This is a genomic window from Comamonas granuli NBRC 101663 (genome assembly GCF_000739995.1).
In the GTDB taxonomy this organism is placed as follows: domain Bacteria; phylum Pseudomonadota; class Gammaproteobacteria; order Burkholderiales; family Burkholderiaceae_C; genus Simplicispira; species Simplicispira granuli.
Map to the genome: position 1 here is coordinate 443,666 of NZ_BBJX01000005.1, position 13,659 is coordinate 457,324.

The 13,659-nt window shown below is 66.1% G+C and carries 14 protein-coding genes; 7 read left to right on the top strand and 7 right to left on the bottom strand.

Annotated features, from left to right (window positions below):
* Positions 1-47 precede the first annotated feature (47 nt).
* The 4 genes from CGR01S_RS07535 to CGR01S_RS07550 all read right to left on the bottom strand — a co-directional run bounded on the left by CGR01S_RS07535 (position 48) and on the right by CGR01S_RS07550 (position 4,752).
* On the bottom strand, positions 48-842 hold the full coding sequence (locus tag CGR01S_RS07535) for an ABC transporter ATP-binding protein (RefSeq protein WP_042424533.1): 795 nt from the start codon (positions 840-842) through the stop codon (positions 48-50).
* A 19-nt stretch (positions 843-861) separates the two neighbouring features.
* Positions 862-1,749 carry an ABC transporter permease gene (locus tag CGR01S_RS07540; RefSeq protein WP_042424536.1) on the bottom strand — a complete coding sequence of 296 codons (888 nt, stop codon included), beginning with the start codon at positions 1,747-1,749 and terminating at the stop codon, positions 862-864.
* An 82-nt stretch (positions 1,750-1,831) separates the two neighbouring features.
* A complete protein-coding gene (locus tag CGR01S_RS07545) occupies positions 1,832-2,797 on the bottom strand; it encodes an ABC transporter substrate-binding protein (protein WP_042424538.1) in 966 nt (321 codons plus the stop codon).
* Positions 2,798-3,033: 236 nt separating this feature from the next.
* On the bottom strand, positions 3,034-4,752 hold the full coding sequence (locus CGR01S_RS07550) for an electron transfer flavoprotein-ubiquinone oxidoreductase (protein WP_042424541.1): 1,719 nt from the start codon (positions 4,750-4,752) through the stop codon (positions 3,034-3,036).
* A gap of 141 nt (positions 4,753-4,893) precedes the next feature.
* Here CGR01S_RS07550 and CGR01S_RS07555 point away from each other — a divergent pair, with 141 nt between their 5' ends.
* Positions 4,894-5,676, top strand: coding sequence for an SDR family oxidoreductase (locus tag CGR01S_RS07555; RefSeq protein WP_042424543.1), 783 nt, complete (start codon positions 4,894-4,896; stop codon positions 5,674-5,676).
* Between the two features lie 14 nt (positions 5,677-5,690).
* Positions 5,691-6,113 (top strand): acyl-CoA thioesterase, encoded by a 423-nt coding sequence (locus CGR01S_RS07560; RefSeq protein WP_042424547.1) that lies wholly within the window; start codon positions 5,691-5,693, stop codon positions 6,111-6,113.
* A gap of 72 nt (positions 6,114-6,185) precedes the next feature.
* Here the strand turns inward: CGR01S_RS07560 and CGR01S_RS07565 are convergent, their stop codons facing one another.
* Positions 6,186-6,773, bottom strand: a complete 588-nt coding sequence (locus tag CGR01S_RS07565) for a peroxidase-related enzyme (protein WP_042424550.1) — start codon at positions 6,771-6,773, stop codon at positions 6,186-6,188.
* Between the two features lie 45 nt (positions 6,774-6,818).
* The gene (locus tag CGR01S_RS07570; protein WP_042424553.1) at positions 6,819-7,361 is read right to left on the bottom strand and encodes a PAS and helix-turn-helix domain-containing protein; all 543 of its coding nucleotides are present in this window, start codon (positions 7,359-7,361) and stop codon (positions 6,819-6,821) included.
* A 78-nt stretch (positions 7,362-7,439) separates the two neighbouring features.
* Between CGR01S_RS07570 and CGR01S_RS07575 the strand changes: the two genes are divergently transcribed.
* The 5 genes from CGR01S_RS07575 to CGR01S_RS07595 all read left to right on the top strand — a co-directional run bounded on the left by CGR01S_RS07575 (position 7,440) and on the right by CGR01S_RS07595 (position 12,611).
* Positions 7,440-8,147, top strand: a complete 708-nt coding sequence (locus CGR01S_RS07575; RefSeq protein WP_042424556.1) for a CoA transferase subunit A — start codon at positions 7,440-7,442, stop codon at positions 8,145-8,147.
* 2 nt (positions 8,148-8,149) lie between these two features.
* Positions 8,150-8,788 carry a 3-oxoacid CoA-transferase subunit B gene (locus CGR01S_RS07580; protein WP_042424559.1) on the top strand — a complete coding sequence of 213 codons (639 nt, stop codon included), beginning with the start codon at positions 8,150-8,152 and terminating at the stop codon, positions 8,786-8,788.
* A gap of 135 nt (positions 8,789-8,923) precedes the next feature.
* On the top strand, positions 8,924-10,276 hold the full coding sequence (locus CGR01S_RS07585; protein WP_042424562.1) for an HD-GYP domain-containing protein: 1,353 nt from the start codon (positions 8,924-8,926) through the stop codon (positions 10,274-10,276).
* Positions 10,277-10,339: 63 nt separating this feature from the next.
* On the top strand, positions 10,340-11,653 hold the full coding sequence (locus CGR01S_RS07590; RefSeq protein WP_042424565.1) for an HD-GYP domain-containing protein: 1,314 nt from the start codon (positions 10,340-10,342) through the stop codon (positions 11,651-11,653).
* A gap of 46 nt (positions 11,654-11,699) precedes the next feature.
* Positions 11,700-12,611 (top strand): pseudouridine synthase, encoded by a 912-nt coding sequence (locus tag CGR01S_RS07595; RefSeq protein WP_042424568.1) that lies wholly within the window; start codon positions 11,700-11,702, stop codon positions 12,609-12,611.
* Between the two features lie 57 nt (positions 12,612-12,668).
* On the opposite strand, the gene CGR01S_RS16425 is transcribed toward CGR01S_RS07595, so the two are convergent.
* Positions 12,669-13,532 (bottom strand): restriction endonuclease, encoded by an 864-nt coding sequence (locus CGR01S_RS16425; RefSeq protein WP_084690594.1) that lies wholly within the window; start codon positions 13,530-13,532, stop codon positions 12,669-12,671.
* Positions 13,533-13,659: the final 127 nt, after the last annotated feature.

Consider the following 13,659-nt stretch of genomic DNA (forward strand, 5'->3'; position numbering starts at 1 on the left):
GCGGCGGGCGGGCCCGCGCCGGGCACCGCGGCTGCGGGTCCGCGGGCTCAGCCCAGCAGCAGGGCGTCGTCGGCGAGCTTTTCGCCGCGCACTTTCTCGAACATTTGCAGCAGGTCGGGCACGTCCATGCGCTGGCGCTCCTCGCCGGACACGTCGAGCACCACCTGGCCCTGGTGCAGCATCACGGTGCGCTGGCCCACGTCCAGCGCCTGGCGCATGCTGTGCGTGACCATCATGGTGGTGAGCTGGTTCTCGGCCACGATGCGCGCGGTGAGCTGCAGCACGAAGTCGGCGGTGCGCGGGTCGAGCGCGGCGGTGTGCTCGTCCAGCAGCAGGATGCGCGAGGGCTGCAGCGCCGCCATGAGCAGGCTCACGGCCTGGCGCTGGCCGCCCGAGAGCAGGCCGATGCGGTCCGTGAGGCGGTTCTCCAGCCCCAGGCCCAGAGTAGCCAGGCGTTCACGGAACATGGCGCGCTCAGCCGCCTTGACGGCGCCGCGCAGACCGCGGCGCGTGCCGCGCTGCTGGGCCAGGGCCATGTTTTCCTCGATGGTCAGGTCCTCGCAGGTGCCGGCCATGGGGTCCTGGAAGACACGCGCCACGCGCTCGGCGCGCTCCCACACGGGGCGGCGCGTCACGTCCAGGCCGTCGATGGCGATGCGCCCAGTGTCCACGCCCAGGTCGCCCGAGATGGCGTTGAGGAAGGTGGACTTGCCCGCGCCGTTGGAGCCGATGACGGTGACGAACTGCCCGGCCGGAATCTCCAGCGACATGCCGCGCAGGGCGCGCGTCTCTATGGGCGTGCCGGGGTTGAAGGTGATGAAAAGGTCTTGTGCGCTCAGCATGGCGGAGTCTCCTCGGGGGTCAGGCCTTGCGGCTGCTGAGCTTGCGCTTGAGCTGCGGAATGATCAGGGCGATGGTCACCAGCAGGGCCGTGACCAGGTTCAGGTCCTGCGCCTTCAGGCCGATGAAGTCGCTGTTGAGCGCCGCAGCAATGAAGAAGCGGTAGACGATGGCCCCCACCACCACGGCCAGCGTGGCCCAGGGGATGCGCCGCGACGGCAGGATGGACTCGCCCACGATCACCGCCGCCAGGCCGATGACGATGGTGCCTATGCCCATGGAGATGTCCGAGCCGCCCTGCGTTTGCGCAAACAGCGCGCCGGCCAGGCCCACCAGGGCGTTGGAGACGGCCATGCCCAGCAGCACCATGGCGCCGGTGTTGATGCCCTGGGCGCGCGCCATGCGCGCATTGGAGCCGGTGGCGCGGATGGCCAGGCCGCGCTCGGTGGCGAAGAACCAGTCCAGCAGCAGCTTGGCGGCGATGACGATGACCAGCAGGATCAGCGGGCGTGCCACGTAGTCGGCCATGCTCTCGGGCTGCAGTTGGGTGAACAGCGTGGGATCGTTGATGAGCGGCACGTTGGGCCCGCCCATGACGCGCAGGTTGATCGAGTAGAGCGCGATCATCATGAGGATGGAGGCCAGCAGGTCCATGATCTTGAGCTTGACGTTGAGCCAGCCGGTGACCAGGCCCGCCGCCGCACCGGCTGCGGTGGCTGCCAGCGTGGCCAGCCAGGGATTGGTGCCGCCCGAGATCAGGATGGCGCAGACCGCGCCGCCCAGCGGAAAGCTGCCGTCCACCGTCAGGTCGGGAAAGCGCAGCAGCCGGAAAGAGATATAGACGCCCAGCGCCACCAAGCTGAAGATGAGGCCGATCTCGACGGCCCCGAGAAGAGAAAACAAGGACATGGGGCGGGGATGAAAGAAGAGGGGGGAAACAAGACAAGAGCCCCCGAGGGGGCTCTTGTACAGCCGTGCAAGCGACGGTATTTTATTGAATGACCTGGGCGGCCGACTTGATCAGCGCCTCGGGCAGCTTCACGCCCTGCTTCTCGGCGGCGCTGGGATTCACGAACAGCTCCATCTTGGTGCTGACTTCGCTCTTGATGTCGCCGGGCTTCTCACCCTTGAGGATGCGCACCACCATGCGGCCGGTCTGTTCGCCCAGGTCGCGGTAGTTGATGCCCAGGGCCGCAATGGCGCCGCGCTTGACGCTGTCGGTGTCGGAGGCGATGAGCGGGATCTTGGCGTCCTGCCCCACCTTCACCAGCGACTCGTAGGCCGAGACCACGTTGTTGTCGGTGTTGGTGTAGATCACGTCCACCTTGCCGATCAGGCTGCGTGCCGCGCTGCTCACGTCCACCGAGCGGGGGGCGGCGGCTTCCACCAGCGTCATGCCCAGCGTGGGCAGGAGCTTTTGCAGTTCCTTGACGACGACCACCGAGTTGGCCTCGCCGGGGTTGTAGACCATGCCGATGCGCTTGGCACCCGGCACCACCTGCTTGACCAGGTCGATCTGCTTGTCCAGCGCCAGCAGGTCGGACACGCCCGTCACGTTGGTCTTGCTCGGCTCCCAGCTGGGCACCAGCTTGGCGGCCACGGGGTCGGTGACGGCGGAGTAGACCACGGGCACGCTCTTGGTGGCGGCGACCACGGCCTGGGCCGAGGGCGTGGCAATGGCGACGATGGCGTCCGGCTTGTCGCCGACGAACTTGCGCGCAATCTGCGCCGCCGTGCCGGTGTTGCCCTGGGCGCTCTGGTACTGCCACTTGAGGTTCTTGCCGCTTTCGTAGCCAGCCTGCTTGAGCGCGGCCTGAATGCCGTCGCGCACCGAATCCAGTGCCGGGTGTTCCACGATGGCGGTCACTGCCACGGATTTTTCCTGCGCGCTTGCGGGTGCGATCGCGGCCACGGCCAGCGTCAGGGCGCCCAGGCTCATCCACGGCAACTTCTTCATTTGCATCTCTATCCGTCCTTGATTTAACCGGTTGATATCAGCGGCGAGCAGCCAGGCGCTGCGCCGGGGCGCAAGTGTACGCCACGCCCCCATACCCTGCAGTGGGGCGGCGCGGCTGCGGCAGCCGGTGCTGTTGCACGGGCGACAGGGGCGACAAGACGCTCCCGGTTCTGGCAATAAAAACCGGCGCTCCCCCTTGCGGGGCGAGCGCCGGCAGCTCTGCATTCAGGAGCAGCTCACATGCCCGAGTAGTTCGGCCCGCCGCCGCCCTCGGGCGTGACCCAGACGATGTTCTGCGTCGGGTCCTTGATGTCGCAGGTCTTGCAGTGCACGCAGTTCTGCGCGTTGATCTGCAGGCGCTGGGCGTTGCCCCCCGCCGCCTCGTCGGGCACGAACTCGTATACCCCGGCTGGGCAGTAGCGTGCCTCGGGGCCGGCGTACTGGGCCAGGTTGATCCTCACCGGCACGCTGGCGTCCTTGAGCGTGAGGTGCGCCGGCTGGTTCTCCTCGTGGTTGGTGTTGCTGATGAACACGCTGGAGAGCCGGTCGAAGGTCAGCTTGCCGTCGGGCTTGGGGTAGGCGATGGGCTGGCACTGGCTGGCGGGCTTCAAGTACTCGTGGTCGGCCTTGTCGCGGTGTAGCGTCCAGGGCATGTGGCCGCGCAGCACGAATTGCTCGAAGCCGTTCATCAGCGTGCCCACGCTCAAGCCGTACTTGAACCAGTTCTTGAAGTTGCGGTCCTTGTTGAGCTCGGTGTAGAGCCAGCTTTGCTCGAAGGCCTGGGGGTAGGCGCTGAGTTCATCGTGCTGGCGTCCGGCGGTGACGGCCTCATACGCCGCCTCGGCCGCGAGCATGCCGGTCTTGATGGCGGCGTGGCTGCCCTTGATGCGGCTGACGTTCAGGTAGCCCGCGTCGCAGCCGATGAGCGCGCCGCCGGGGAACACGGTCTTGGGCAGGGCGTTGAGGCCGCTGGCGTTGATGGCGCGCGCGCCATACGACAGGCGCTTGGCGGTGATTTCACCTTTATCGTTCTCGAAGTACCAGCGGATGTTGGGGTGGGTCTTCCAGCGCTGGAATTCCTCGAAGGGGCTCAGGTAGGGGTTGGTGTAGCCCAGGCCGGTGACGAAGCCCACGGCGACCTTGTTGCCCTCCAGGTGGTAGAGGAAGGCGCCGCCGTAGGTGTCGTTCTCCATGGGCCAGCCGGCGGTGTGCATGACGAAACCGGGCTGGTGGCGCGCGGGGTCGATCTCCCACAGCTCCTTGATGCCGATGCCGAAGCTCTGCGGGTCGCACCCGGCGTCGAGCTGGTATTGGGCGATGAGCTGCTTGCCCAGGTGGCCGCGTGCGCCTTCGGCGAAGATGGTGTACTTGCCCAGCAGTTCCATGCCGAGCTGGAAGTTCTCGGTGGGCTCGCCGTCCTTGCCCAGGCCCATGTTGCCGGTGGCCACGCCCCGTACCGCAGGTACGCCCCCGTTGTCGGCGCCGTCTGTGTAGAGCACTTCGGCGGCGGCAAAGCCGGGGAAGATCTCCACGCCCAGGCTTTCCGCCTGCTCGGCCAGCCATTGGGTGACGGCGCCCAGGCTGACGATGTAGTTGCCGTGGTTGTGCGCAAACGGCGGCAGGAACATGTTGGGCACGCGAAAGGCCGAGCGCTCGCTCAGGAAGCTGTAGGCGTCGTCCGTGACCGGCTGGTTCAGGGGGGCACCCTTTTCCTTCCAGTCGGGGATGAGTTCGGTGAGCGCCTTGGGGTCCATGATGGCGCCCGAGAGGATGTGCGCGCCCGGCGCCGAGCCCTTCTCCAGCACCACGACGGAGATGTCCTGGCCTTTTTCCGCGGCCAGTTGCTTGAGGCGGATGGCCGTGGCCAGGCCCCCGGGGCCGCCGCCGACGATCACCACGTCGTATTCCATGGATTCGCGGGGACCGAACTGGGCGAGGATTTCTTCTGGGGTCATATGCTTCTCGTCGGGGCGTTTGATAATGGGGTAATTGTCAGCAGACCGGGTGTGTCGCCCTGTCCTAAGGGTGACCGATTGTATGCATGCGTTCGGCGAAAATCGAACGGTCGTTCTTTTTGTTCAGTGGAGAAACTCTAAATGGCGTACAGCATCGATTTGTCGGGTCGCATCGCATTTGTCACAGGCGCATCCAGCGGCCTGGGGGCGCAGTTTGCCAGAACACTGGCACGCGCTGGCGCCGGCGTGGTCCTGGCGAGCCGCCGCATCGAAAAACTCAAGGAGCTGCGCGCGCGCATCGAAGGCGAGGGGGGTGACGCCCACGTCGTCGAGCTCGACGTGACGGACCACGACTCCATCAAGGCCGCCGTGGCGCATGCCGAGACGGAGATGGGCTCCATCGACATCCTCGTGAACAACTCGGGCGTATCGACCACGCAGCGCCTGCTCGACGTGCAGCCCGAGGACTACGACTTCATTTTCGACACCAACACCAAGGGCGCCTTCTTCGTCGCCCAGGAAGTCGCGCGGCGCATGATTGCACGCGCGCAAGGCGCCGCTCCCGGCAGTTTCACGGGCGGGCGCATCATCAACATCGCCTCCATGGCGGGCCTGAAGGTGCTGCCGCAGATCGGCGCCTACTGCATGAGCAAGGCCGCCGTGGTGCACATGACGCGCGCCATGGCCCTGGAGTGGGGACGCTACGGCATCAACACCAGCGCCATCTGCCCGGGCTATATCGACACCGAGATCAACCACCGCCACTGGGAGACCGAGCAGGGCAAGAAGCTCCTGGCCATGCTGCCGCGCAAGCGCGTGGGCCAGCCGCAGGACCTGGATGCGCTCATCGTCATGCTGGCGAGCGACCAGAGCCATTTCATCAACGGCGCCATCATTGCCGCCGACGACGGTTTTGCCGTCTGAAGCCCGGGGGCGCCATGAAATACGAACTGCCCGAGGTCCGGAAGCTGGCTTTCGAGATGGTGCTGCCCATCCGCTGGGGCGACATGGACGCCATGGGCCATGTGAACAACACGGTGTACTTCCGCTACCTGGAGACGGTGCGCGTGGAGTGGATGCGCGCCGTGGGCTGTAACCCCGACCCGCAGGGCCAGGGGCCGGTCATCGTCAATGCCTTTTGCAACTTCTACCGCCAGCTCGAATACCCGGGCGAGGTGCTGGCCAAGATGTACGTGAGCGACCCCGGCCGCACCACCTTCGAGACCTGGTGCACCCTGGAGCGCACCGACCAGCCCGGCGTGATCTGCGCCGCGGGCGGCGCCACCACCATGTGGGTGGATTTTCCGCAGCAGAAGGCGCACACCCTGCCGGACTGGATGCGCGCGCTGGTGACGCCCTGAGTTCGATATTTTTGGGTTTTTTGGCCTGCAGCGCTTACCGGATAAGCGCTTACAGCTATTGAATCGATAGCGTCAGGTTTGCTTGGGCACGCGTCCCATGAGGTAGAACTCCGGGTTGGGCAGCATGCCGGCGAAACTGGCCATGCGGTTGGACAGGCCGAAGAAGGCGGTGATGGCGGCGATGTCCCAGATGTCCTCGTCGTCGAAGCCGTGCTGGTGCAGGGCGGCGAAGTCGGCGTCCTCGATCTCGTGCGAGCGCTGGCAGACCTTGAGGGCAAAGTCGAGCATGGCGCGCTGGCGTGGCGTGATGTCGGCCTTGCGGTAGTTCACGGCCACCTCGTCGGCCACCCGGGGCTTTTTCTCATAGATGCGCAGGATGGCGCCGTGCGCCACCACGCAGTACAGGCACTGGTTGGCGGCGCTGGTGGCGGTGACAATCATCTCCCGGTCGCCCTTGGTGAGGTTGCTGCTGCGGCCCACGGTCTCGGGTGCCATCAGCGCGTCGTGGTAGGCGAAAAACGCGCGCCATTCGGCCGGGCGGCGGGCGAACGCAAGAAAGACGTTGGGGATGAAGCCGGCCTTTTCCTGGACGGCCAGGATGCGCGTGCGGATGTCTTCGGGGATGTTGTCCAGGCTGGGGACGGGGTAGCGGGCGTTCACGAGGGGCCTCCGTGCGTGTGGGTGACGCCAGCCATCATACGGGGATCATCCGGCCAGCAGCTTGTGCACCAGGTCGGCCGCGGTGGAGGCGCCGTACTTGCGCATCAGCCGCGCGCGGTAGATCTCCACGGTGCGGTGGCTGATGCCCAGGGCCTTGCCGATTTCCTTGGAGGTGAGGCCTTCGAGCAGGCGCGCGGAGACCTCGCGCTCACGCCCGGTGAGCTCGGCGCGCACCGGGCGCTGCGAGCTCAGGTCCTCGAAGCTCCAGATGCCCGATGCGTGCGGGGTGTCGCGGTTGAGTGCGCGCCCCGACACGTGGCACCAGAACAGTTCGCCGTTGGCGCGTTTCATGATGCGGCTGTCCGAGTACAGGCCCTTGGCGTTGAGGATGGGCGCCATGTGCGCGCCCAGGCGCTCATACTCGTCCGCGCTGGGGTAGAGCATGAGGAAGGACTGGCCCAGCAGCAGCTCGCGCGAGTAGCCGAACATCTCGCAGACATGGCGGTTGCAATCCACCATGCTGCGGTTGCGCGATACGATCATCCCTACGGGGGCCATCTCGAAAGCCAGGCGGTAGTCAACGTCCATGGTGCAAATATCTAGGGAATACTACGTAAAAAAGTAAGTAGTATCGTACGGTATCCCGTTAATGATGAGGAGACTTTCGTGAACAAGATATTTCCTTCGGCAGCCCAGGCCCTCGCGGGCGTGGTCGCGGACGGCCAGTTGCTGGCCGTGGGGGGGTTTGGACTGTGCGGCATTCCCGAGGCACTGATCGATGCGCTGCGTGACAGCGGGGTGAAGAACCTCACGGTGATCTCGAACAATGCCGGCGTCGATGGCTTCGGCCTGGGCAAGCTGCTGGAGACGCGCCAGATCAAGAAGATGATCAGCTCCTACGTGGGCGAAAACAAGGAGTTCGAGCGCCAGTACCTGGCGGGCGAGCTGGAGCTGGAGTTCACGCCCCAGGGCACGCTGGCCGAGAAGCTGCGCGCCGGCGGCGCGGGCATTCCGGCCTTCTTCACCAAGACGGGCGTGGGCACCATGGTGGCCGAGGGCAAGGAGCTGCGCGAGTTCGACGGCGAGACCTACGTGATGGAGCGCTCGCTGGTGCCCGACGTGGCGCTGGTCAAGGCGCACCGCGCCGACAAGAGCGGCAACCTGCAGTTCCGCCTGACGGCGCGCAACTTCAACCCGGCTGCGGCCATGGCGGGCAAGGTCTGCATCGTGGAGGTGGAGGAGATCGTGGAGACGGGCGCCATGGACCCCGACCAGATCCACCTGCCCGGCATCTACGTGCACCGCATCGTGCACAACCCGAACCCCGAAAAGCGCATCGAGAAGCGCACCATCACCGAATCCAAAGGAGCTTGACCATGCCCTGGACCCAAGACCAAATGGCCGCCCGCGCGGCGCAGGAGCTGGAAGACGGCTTCTATGTGAACCTGGGCATCGGCATTCCCACGCTGGTGGCCAACTACACCGGCGACAAGGAGGTGTGGCTGCAGTCCGAGAACGGCATGCTGGGCATAGGCCCGTTCCCCACCGAGGACCAGGTCGATGCCGACCTCATCAACGCCGGCAAGCAGACCGTGACCACCATTGCCGGCTCGTCCATCTTCGGCAGCCATGAGAGCTTCGCCATGATCCGCGGCGGCAAGATCAACCTGTCCATCCTCGGCGCCATGCAGGTCACCGACAAGGGCGACCTGGCCAACTGGATGATTCCGGGCAAGATGGTCAAGGGCATGGGCGGCGCCATGGACCTGGTGGCCGGCGTCAAGCGCGTGATCGTGCTCATGGAGCATGTGGCGCGCAAGAAGGACGGCACCGAGGACCTCAAGATCCTGCCGAGCTGCACCCTGCCGCTCACGGGCAAGGGCGTGGTCAACCGCATCATCACCGACCTGGCCGTGATGGACGTGACGCCCCAGGGCCTCAAGGTCGTGGAACTGGCTCCGGGCGTGAGCTTTGACTTCCTGCAATCCAAGACAGGGGTGCCCCTGCTGCAGTGAGCCCGCGCGGCTTGCATACCAGCCGGGCCGCAGCGCCCGGCTTTTTTCTGCATGCTCTCCAGGCGGGCGCGGTGCGCGAGGGAATGGTTCAGCGTTGCCGTATAGTTCCTTCCAGACTAGGCCGACGATTGCCGCATGACCGACCCCGACCAGAGCCCCGACGCCTTGCCTGTGGATGGCGCCCCTGACGATCGCCACTACCTGCGCGCCGTGACCGACATGGCCGAGCGCCGTGCCGTCGTGACCCAGGAGCCCATCTACAACCTCAAGGGCATGAAGCTGGTGGACAAGGGCCTGCGCGTGGACCGCCAGGTGTATGACCGCCTGCGCCAGCACCAGTTGCGCCAGCGCTTCGACACCTGCCTCACGGTGGAGAACATGGTGACCGTGGAGTCCGTGCTGGAGGTGGCGCGCCTGCATTGCCAGACGGACACGCTGGCGGGCCTGTGGGTGTATGCCCTGGCGGACGAGCGCGGCGAGGACAGGCTGCTCGACCCCGTGCGCTCCATGCTGCTGCCCCAGCCGCTGGCCTTCATGCTCACGGTAATGCGCGAGCAGCACCCTGCATTGTTCGCGCACAGCGTGCGCATGATGCTCACGGCCGTGTTCCTGGGGATCCAGACCGGCTGGAGCGAGCGGGACTGCGTACACCTGGCCTGTGCCGCGCTGCTGCACGATGTGGGCGCGCTCTACATGGACCCGGTATGGCACGACCCCGCCAACCGGATCACCGGGGCAGGGCGCAAGCAGTTGGCGGCGCACCCTGTCACGGCCATGCAGCTCATCCAGGCGCAGAACGTTTATCCGCGCAGCGTGGCGCAGGCGGTGCTGGAGCACCATGAATGCATGGACGGCAGCGGCTACCCGCGCAGCCTGCCGGGCGAGCGCATCTCTCCCATGGGGCAGATCCTGCTCGTGGCCGAGATGGTGGCGGCCTTTTTCGAGAAATACGCCGACGAAGCACCCGCGCAGCGCCTGTCCTTGACGCTGCGGCTCAACCACCGCAAGTATCCGGCGGCGCTCGTGGCCCGCCTGCTGCCCGTGCTGCAGATCGACGTGCGGCACAAGGACGTGCGTGTGGCGCAGGAGGACGTGGAAAACACCATCGCTCTGCTGTCGCAGGCCTTCAGTGTCTGGGAGGCGCTCAGTGCGCCGCTGCCGGCGCAGGCGCTGCTGCCGGCGTCTGGACAGGCCTGCGCTTTCGTGGCCGAGCGGCTCGCAGCCCTGCAAAAGACCCTGTTCGAGGCCGGCTCCCACCCGCAGCAGCAGGCCGAGGCGCTGCCCCACCTGCGGGGCGACGCGCAAAGCCTGGCCGAGCTGGCCCTGCTGGGGCGCGAGGCGCTGTGGCAGTTGCAGCACATCGTCGATGCCACACACAGCCGCTGGCCGCAGCTTGCCGAGAGCGCCGACCCGGGCGACGCCGCCGTGCTGCAATGGCGCAACGCCTGCGCCGCGCGCCTGGCCGTCCCGCCAGGCGCAGCGCCCTAGTGCTGCGGGCGGCCATACGGATATCTATACAGTACAGGCTTGGGCTCTTTCCCAGCACTTTCCATGATCGACGAACTGCTCCAAACGGGTGCCAGCGCGCACGACAGCGACCCCTACCTGCGCAGCGTGACGGACATGGCCGAGCGCTGTGCGGTGGTCACGCAGGACGCCATCTACAGCGCCAGCGGCATCAAGCTCGTGGACAAGGGCGCGCGCATCGACAGCCGCATGTACGACCGGCTGGTGCAGCACAAGTTGCGCGAGCCCATGGACACCCACCTGACGGTGGACAACGCCGTCACCCTGCAGGTCGTGCAGCAGGCGGCCGCCGACATGTGCGCATCGGACGGCCTGGCGGCGATGCTCTGCCAGGCGCTGGGCAGTCCGGACGCACTGGTGGCGCCCCTGCAGCAGGTCGTGCTGCCGGCGCGCCTGGGTTTCAAGCTCACCGTCATGCGCGAGCAAATGCCCGACCTGTTCGCGCACAGCCTGCGCATGATGCTCGTGGCCTTGTACCTGGGGCTGCGCAACCGCATGGACGCGCGCGCCTGCGCCGACCTGGCGGCTGCCGGCCTGCTGCACGACCTGGGTGCGCTGCACATGGACCCCGCCTGGCGCGATCCGCGCCACAGGCCGACGGGTGCGGCGCGCAAGCACCTGATCGCCCATCCGGTCACCGCCATGCTCATGGTGCGCGACGTGCAGGCCTACGACTCCACCGTGGCGGAGGCCATTCTGGAGCACCACGAGCGCATGGACGGCACGGGCTATCCGCGCGGCCTGCAGGGGCGCGACATTTCCCCCATGGGACAGATCCTTCTGCTGGCAGAAGTGGTGGCCGCCTTCTATGAAAAATACCCTGACCACCCGGCGCAGCAGCTATCGCTGATGCTGCGCCTGAACCATCGCAAGTTTCCTGCCCCGCTGGTTGCCCATGTGCTGCCGCTGCTCTACGAGGAGTCTGGAGCGGCGCCCCACCGCGCCATGCCGGCCCACGGACAGCTCCAGAGCCTGGGGGCGCAGCTCACGCAGGCCTTTGACCAATGGGAGCAGGCCAAGCAGGACATGGGCCCGGACCAGCCACCGCCGCAAGGCCCGCTGGCCTTTGTGAACGAGCGCCTGGGCATGCTCAAGCGTGCGCTGACCGAGGCTGGCGCGCATCCGCAGCAGCACGAGTTGCTGCTGCAGCAGTTGCAGGGGGACGACGAAGGCCTGTCCGAACTGGCCTACGTGGTGCGCGAAGCGCTCTGGCAGCTCGAGAGCATCGCCAACGGCTGCCAGCGCCGCTGGCCGCACCTGCTGGAGCAGCGCGACAGCCCGGAGGCTGCCGCAGCGGCCCGCTGGTGCGATTGGGTGCGCAGCCTGGGCACATCCTGAGGCCTGCGAGCACGCTCGCCGCCGTCTGGCCTGCTGACCCGCCGCCATGCACAACCCCAGCCGCCCCGATGTGCTGCCCCCGCGCGCGGGCGTGCAGCCCAGTTGCGTGGTGCTGCCATCGGCGGGCAGCGGCAGCATGCTGGACTTTCTGGCGCAGCGCATTCCTGCCGTCTCGCGCGCCGGGTGGGAGCAGCGCATGGCGTGTGGCGAGGTGGTCGACGAATACGGCGCTGCCGTCGCGCCCGGGCGCCCGTTCCAGCGCGGCATACGGCTGTACTACTACCGCCAGGTGGACGACGAGGCCGTGATTCCCTTCGAGGCGCAGGTGCTGTACTGCGACGAACACCTGCTCGTGGCCGACAAGCCGCATTTCCTGCCGATCACGCCGGCCGGGCGCTACCTGCAGCACACCCTGCTGGTGCGCCTGCGCCAGCGCTATCCGCACCTGCCAGAGCTCTCGCCCCTGCACCGCATCGACCGCGACACCGCCGGGCTGGTGCTGTTCTCGGTGCAGCGCGCCACGCGCGGCGCCTACCAGGGGCTGTTCCGCGACCGGGCCATCCGCAAGCACTATGAAGCCATCGCTCCCTGGCGCGCCGACCTGCACTTTCCGCGCGAGCACCACAGCCGGCTGGAGGAAAGCGGGGCGTTCTTCCTCATGCACGAAGTGCCGGGCACACCCAACAGCCACACGCGCATGCAGTTGCTGCAGACGCACGGCCCCTGGGCCCGCTACCGGCTGGAGCCGGTCAGCGGCAAGCGCCACCAACTGCGCGTGCACATGGCCGCCCTGGGCTTGCCGCTGCGCAACGATCCGTTTTACCCCGAGGTCAAAGACCCGCCTGAAGGGGACTTCTCGCGCCCCTTGCAGCTCCTGGCACGGTCACTGGAATTTACCGATCCACTGACAGGTGCCACCCGGTATTTCGAGAGCCAGCGTGCACTGCAGCCGCTGTGAGCGGGCAGGGGGCAGAGATGGATGGGGAAGAAAAGCGAGAGAGGAGAGTATTTCGGTCTACAAAGACTGCCGCACCCCGCGGCAGCTCGGGAAATTTGAACAGCCCCAGAAGGCCCCACCGGCATTTGTTCCCTTGCGGGCCGTTCTCTTGACCATACCTGCACCACACTGCGGACAAACTGGCTCAACAGCGGCTGACGCTTGAACGATTGCTGGCATTTTTTCTGGCGGCTTGGCTGCTGAAGGCATGGATTGCTTCGCCTGCTGGATCATGGCGAAAAGACTTGGGCCATCTATCAACTGCACATTGCGGCCTTCGGCAAAGGCTTTAGCCTCAGCAGTAAAGCGCCCGGAAGTGACCACAAATCCGCCGGTTGCGCCTTTGGCCGCCATCACGCCATAGAGTTCCCGGACCACATCCACACCGACTTTGAATGCCTTCCATTGTTTGCACTGGACCAAGAATCTTTCGGTTCCCTTGGTGAGGGACAGATCAATGCCACCATCTGGACCACTGCCACCAGTTTCTGCGACACGGAACCCCTGCAGCCTGAACGCCTCACTGACCAGCAATTCAAACTCTCGCCAGCTCATTCCGTTCAGTGCGTTCGCGCTTTGCGCTTGGGCCGTATCGCTAGCCAATGTCCGGCGCTGCTTGCGCCGCCATGCAGAAAGTGCCGCCCCTGCAAAACAGATCATCGGGACGATGTATTGGCCAGCGGTCGCCAGCCCCTTGATGATCGCTTGCTGCACCAATCCAGCCACTTGGCCGGGTTGAACCCCTGTCACCGGCATCGGTGAGGCCAACCAATGCAACAGCAGATACCCTGCGACTCCCAGAGTTACCCCCACCCACCATGACAGCATGGCAACCAGATCGAGCATGTCCTCCAGCGGGCTGGATTTGCGTCTCTTTGCCATTGCACCCCCTCCATCTTGGTGTTGGTCATTATTGCAGCGATCACCGTCAGGTCCTGCAATCGCTTATGTTGAGTGGGGGAGGTGGAGTCCTACTCCAAACTCTCAACAAAAATTAGGCATGTCATGC

Coding starts and splice junctions, on each gene's coding strand:
- CGR01S_RS07570 (WP_042424553.1), bottom strand. CDS start 7,361: ATGGACGTTGACTACCGCCTGGCTTTCGAGATGGCCCCCGTAGGGATG.
- CGR01S_RS07590 (WP_042424565.1), top strand. CDS start 10,340: ATGATCGACGAACTGCTCCAAACGGGTGCCAGCGCGCACGACAGCGAC.
- CGR01S_RS07540 (WP_042424536.1), bottom strand. CDS start 1,749: ATGTCCTTGTTTTCTCTTCTCGGGGCCGTCGAGATCGGCCTCATCTTC.
- CGR01S_RS07550 (WP_042424541.1), bottom strand. CDS start 4,752: ATGACCCCAGAAGAAATCCTCGCCCAGTTCGGTCCCCGCGAATCCATG.
- CGR01S_RS07555 (WP_042424543.1), top strand. CDS start 4,894: ATGGCGTACAGCATCGATTTGTCGGGTCGCATCGCATTTGTCACAGGC.
- CGR01S_RS16425 (WP_084690594.1), bottom strand. CDS start 13,532: ATGGCAAAGAGACGCAAATCCAGCCCGCTGGAGGACATGCTCGATCTG.
- CGR01S_RS07535 (WP_042424533.1), bottom strand. CDS start 842: ATGCTGAGCGCACAAGACCTTTTCATCACCTTCAACCCCGGCACGCCC.
- CGR01S_RS07560 (WP_042424547.1), top strand. CDS start 5,691: ATGAAATACGAACTGCCCGAGGTCCGGAAGCTGGCTTTCGAGATGGTG.
- CGR01S_RS07580 (WP_042424559.1), top strand. CDS start 8,150: ATGCCCTGGACCCAAGACCAAATGGCCGCCCGCGCGGCGCAGGAGCTG.
- CGR01S_RS07545 (WP_042424538.1), bottom strand. CDS start 2,797: ATGAAGAAGTTGCCGTGGATGAGCCTGGGCGCCCTGACGCTGGCCGTG.
- CGR01S_RS07595 (WP_042424568.1), top strand. CDS start 11,700: ATGCACAACCCCAGCCGCCCCGATGTGCTGCCCCCGCGCGCGGGCGTG.
- CGR01S_RS07585 (WP_042424562.1), top strand. CDS start 8,924: ATGACCGACCCCGACCAGAGCCCCGACGCCTTGCCTGTGGATGGCGCC.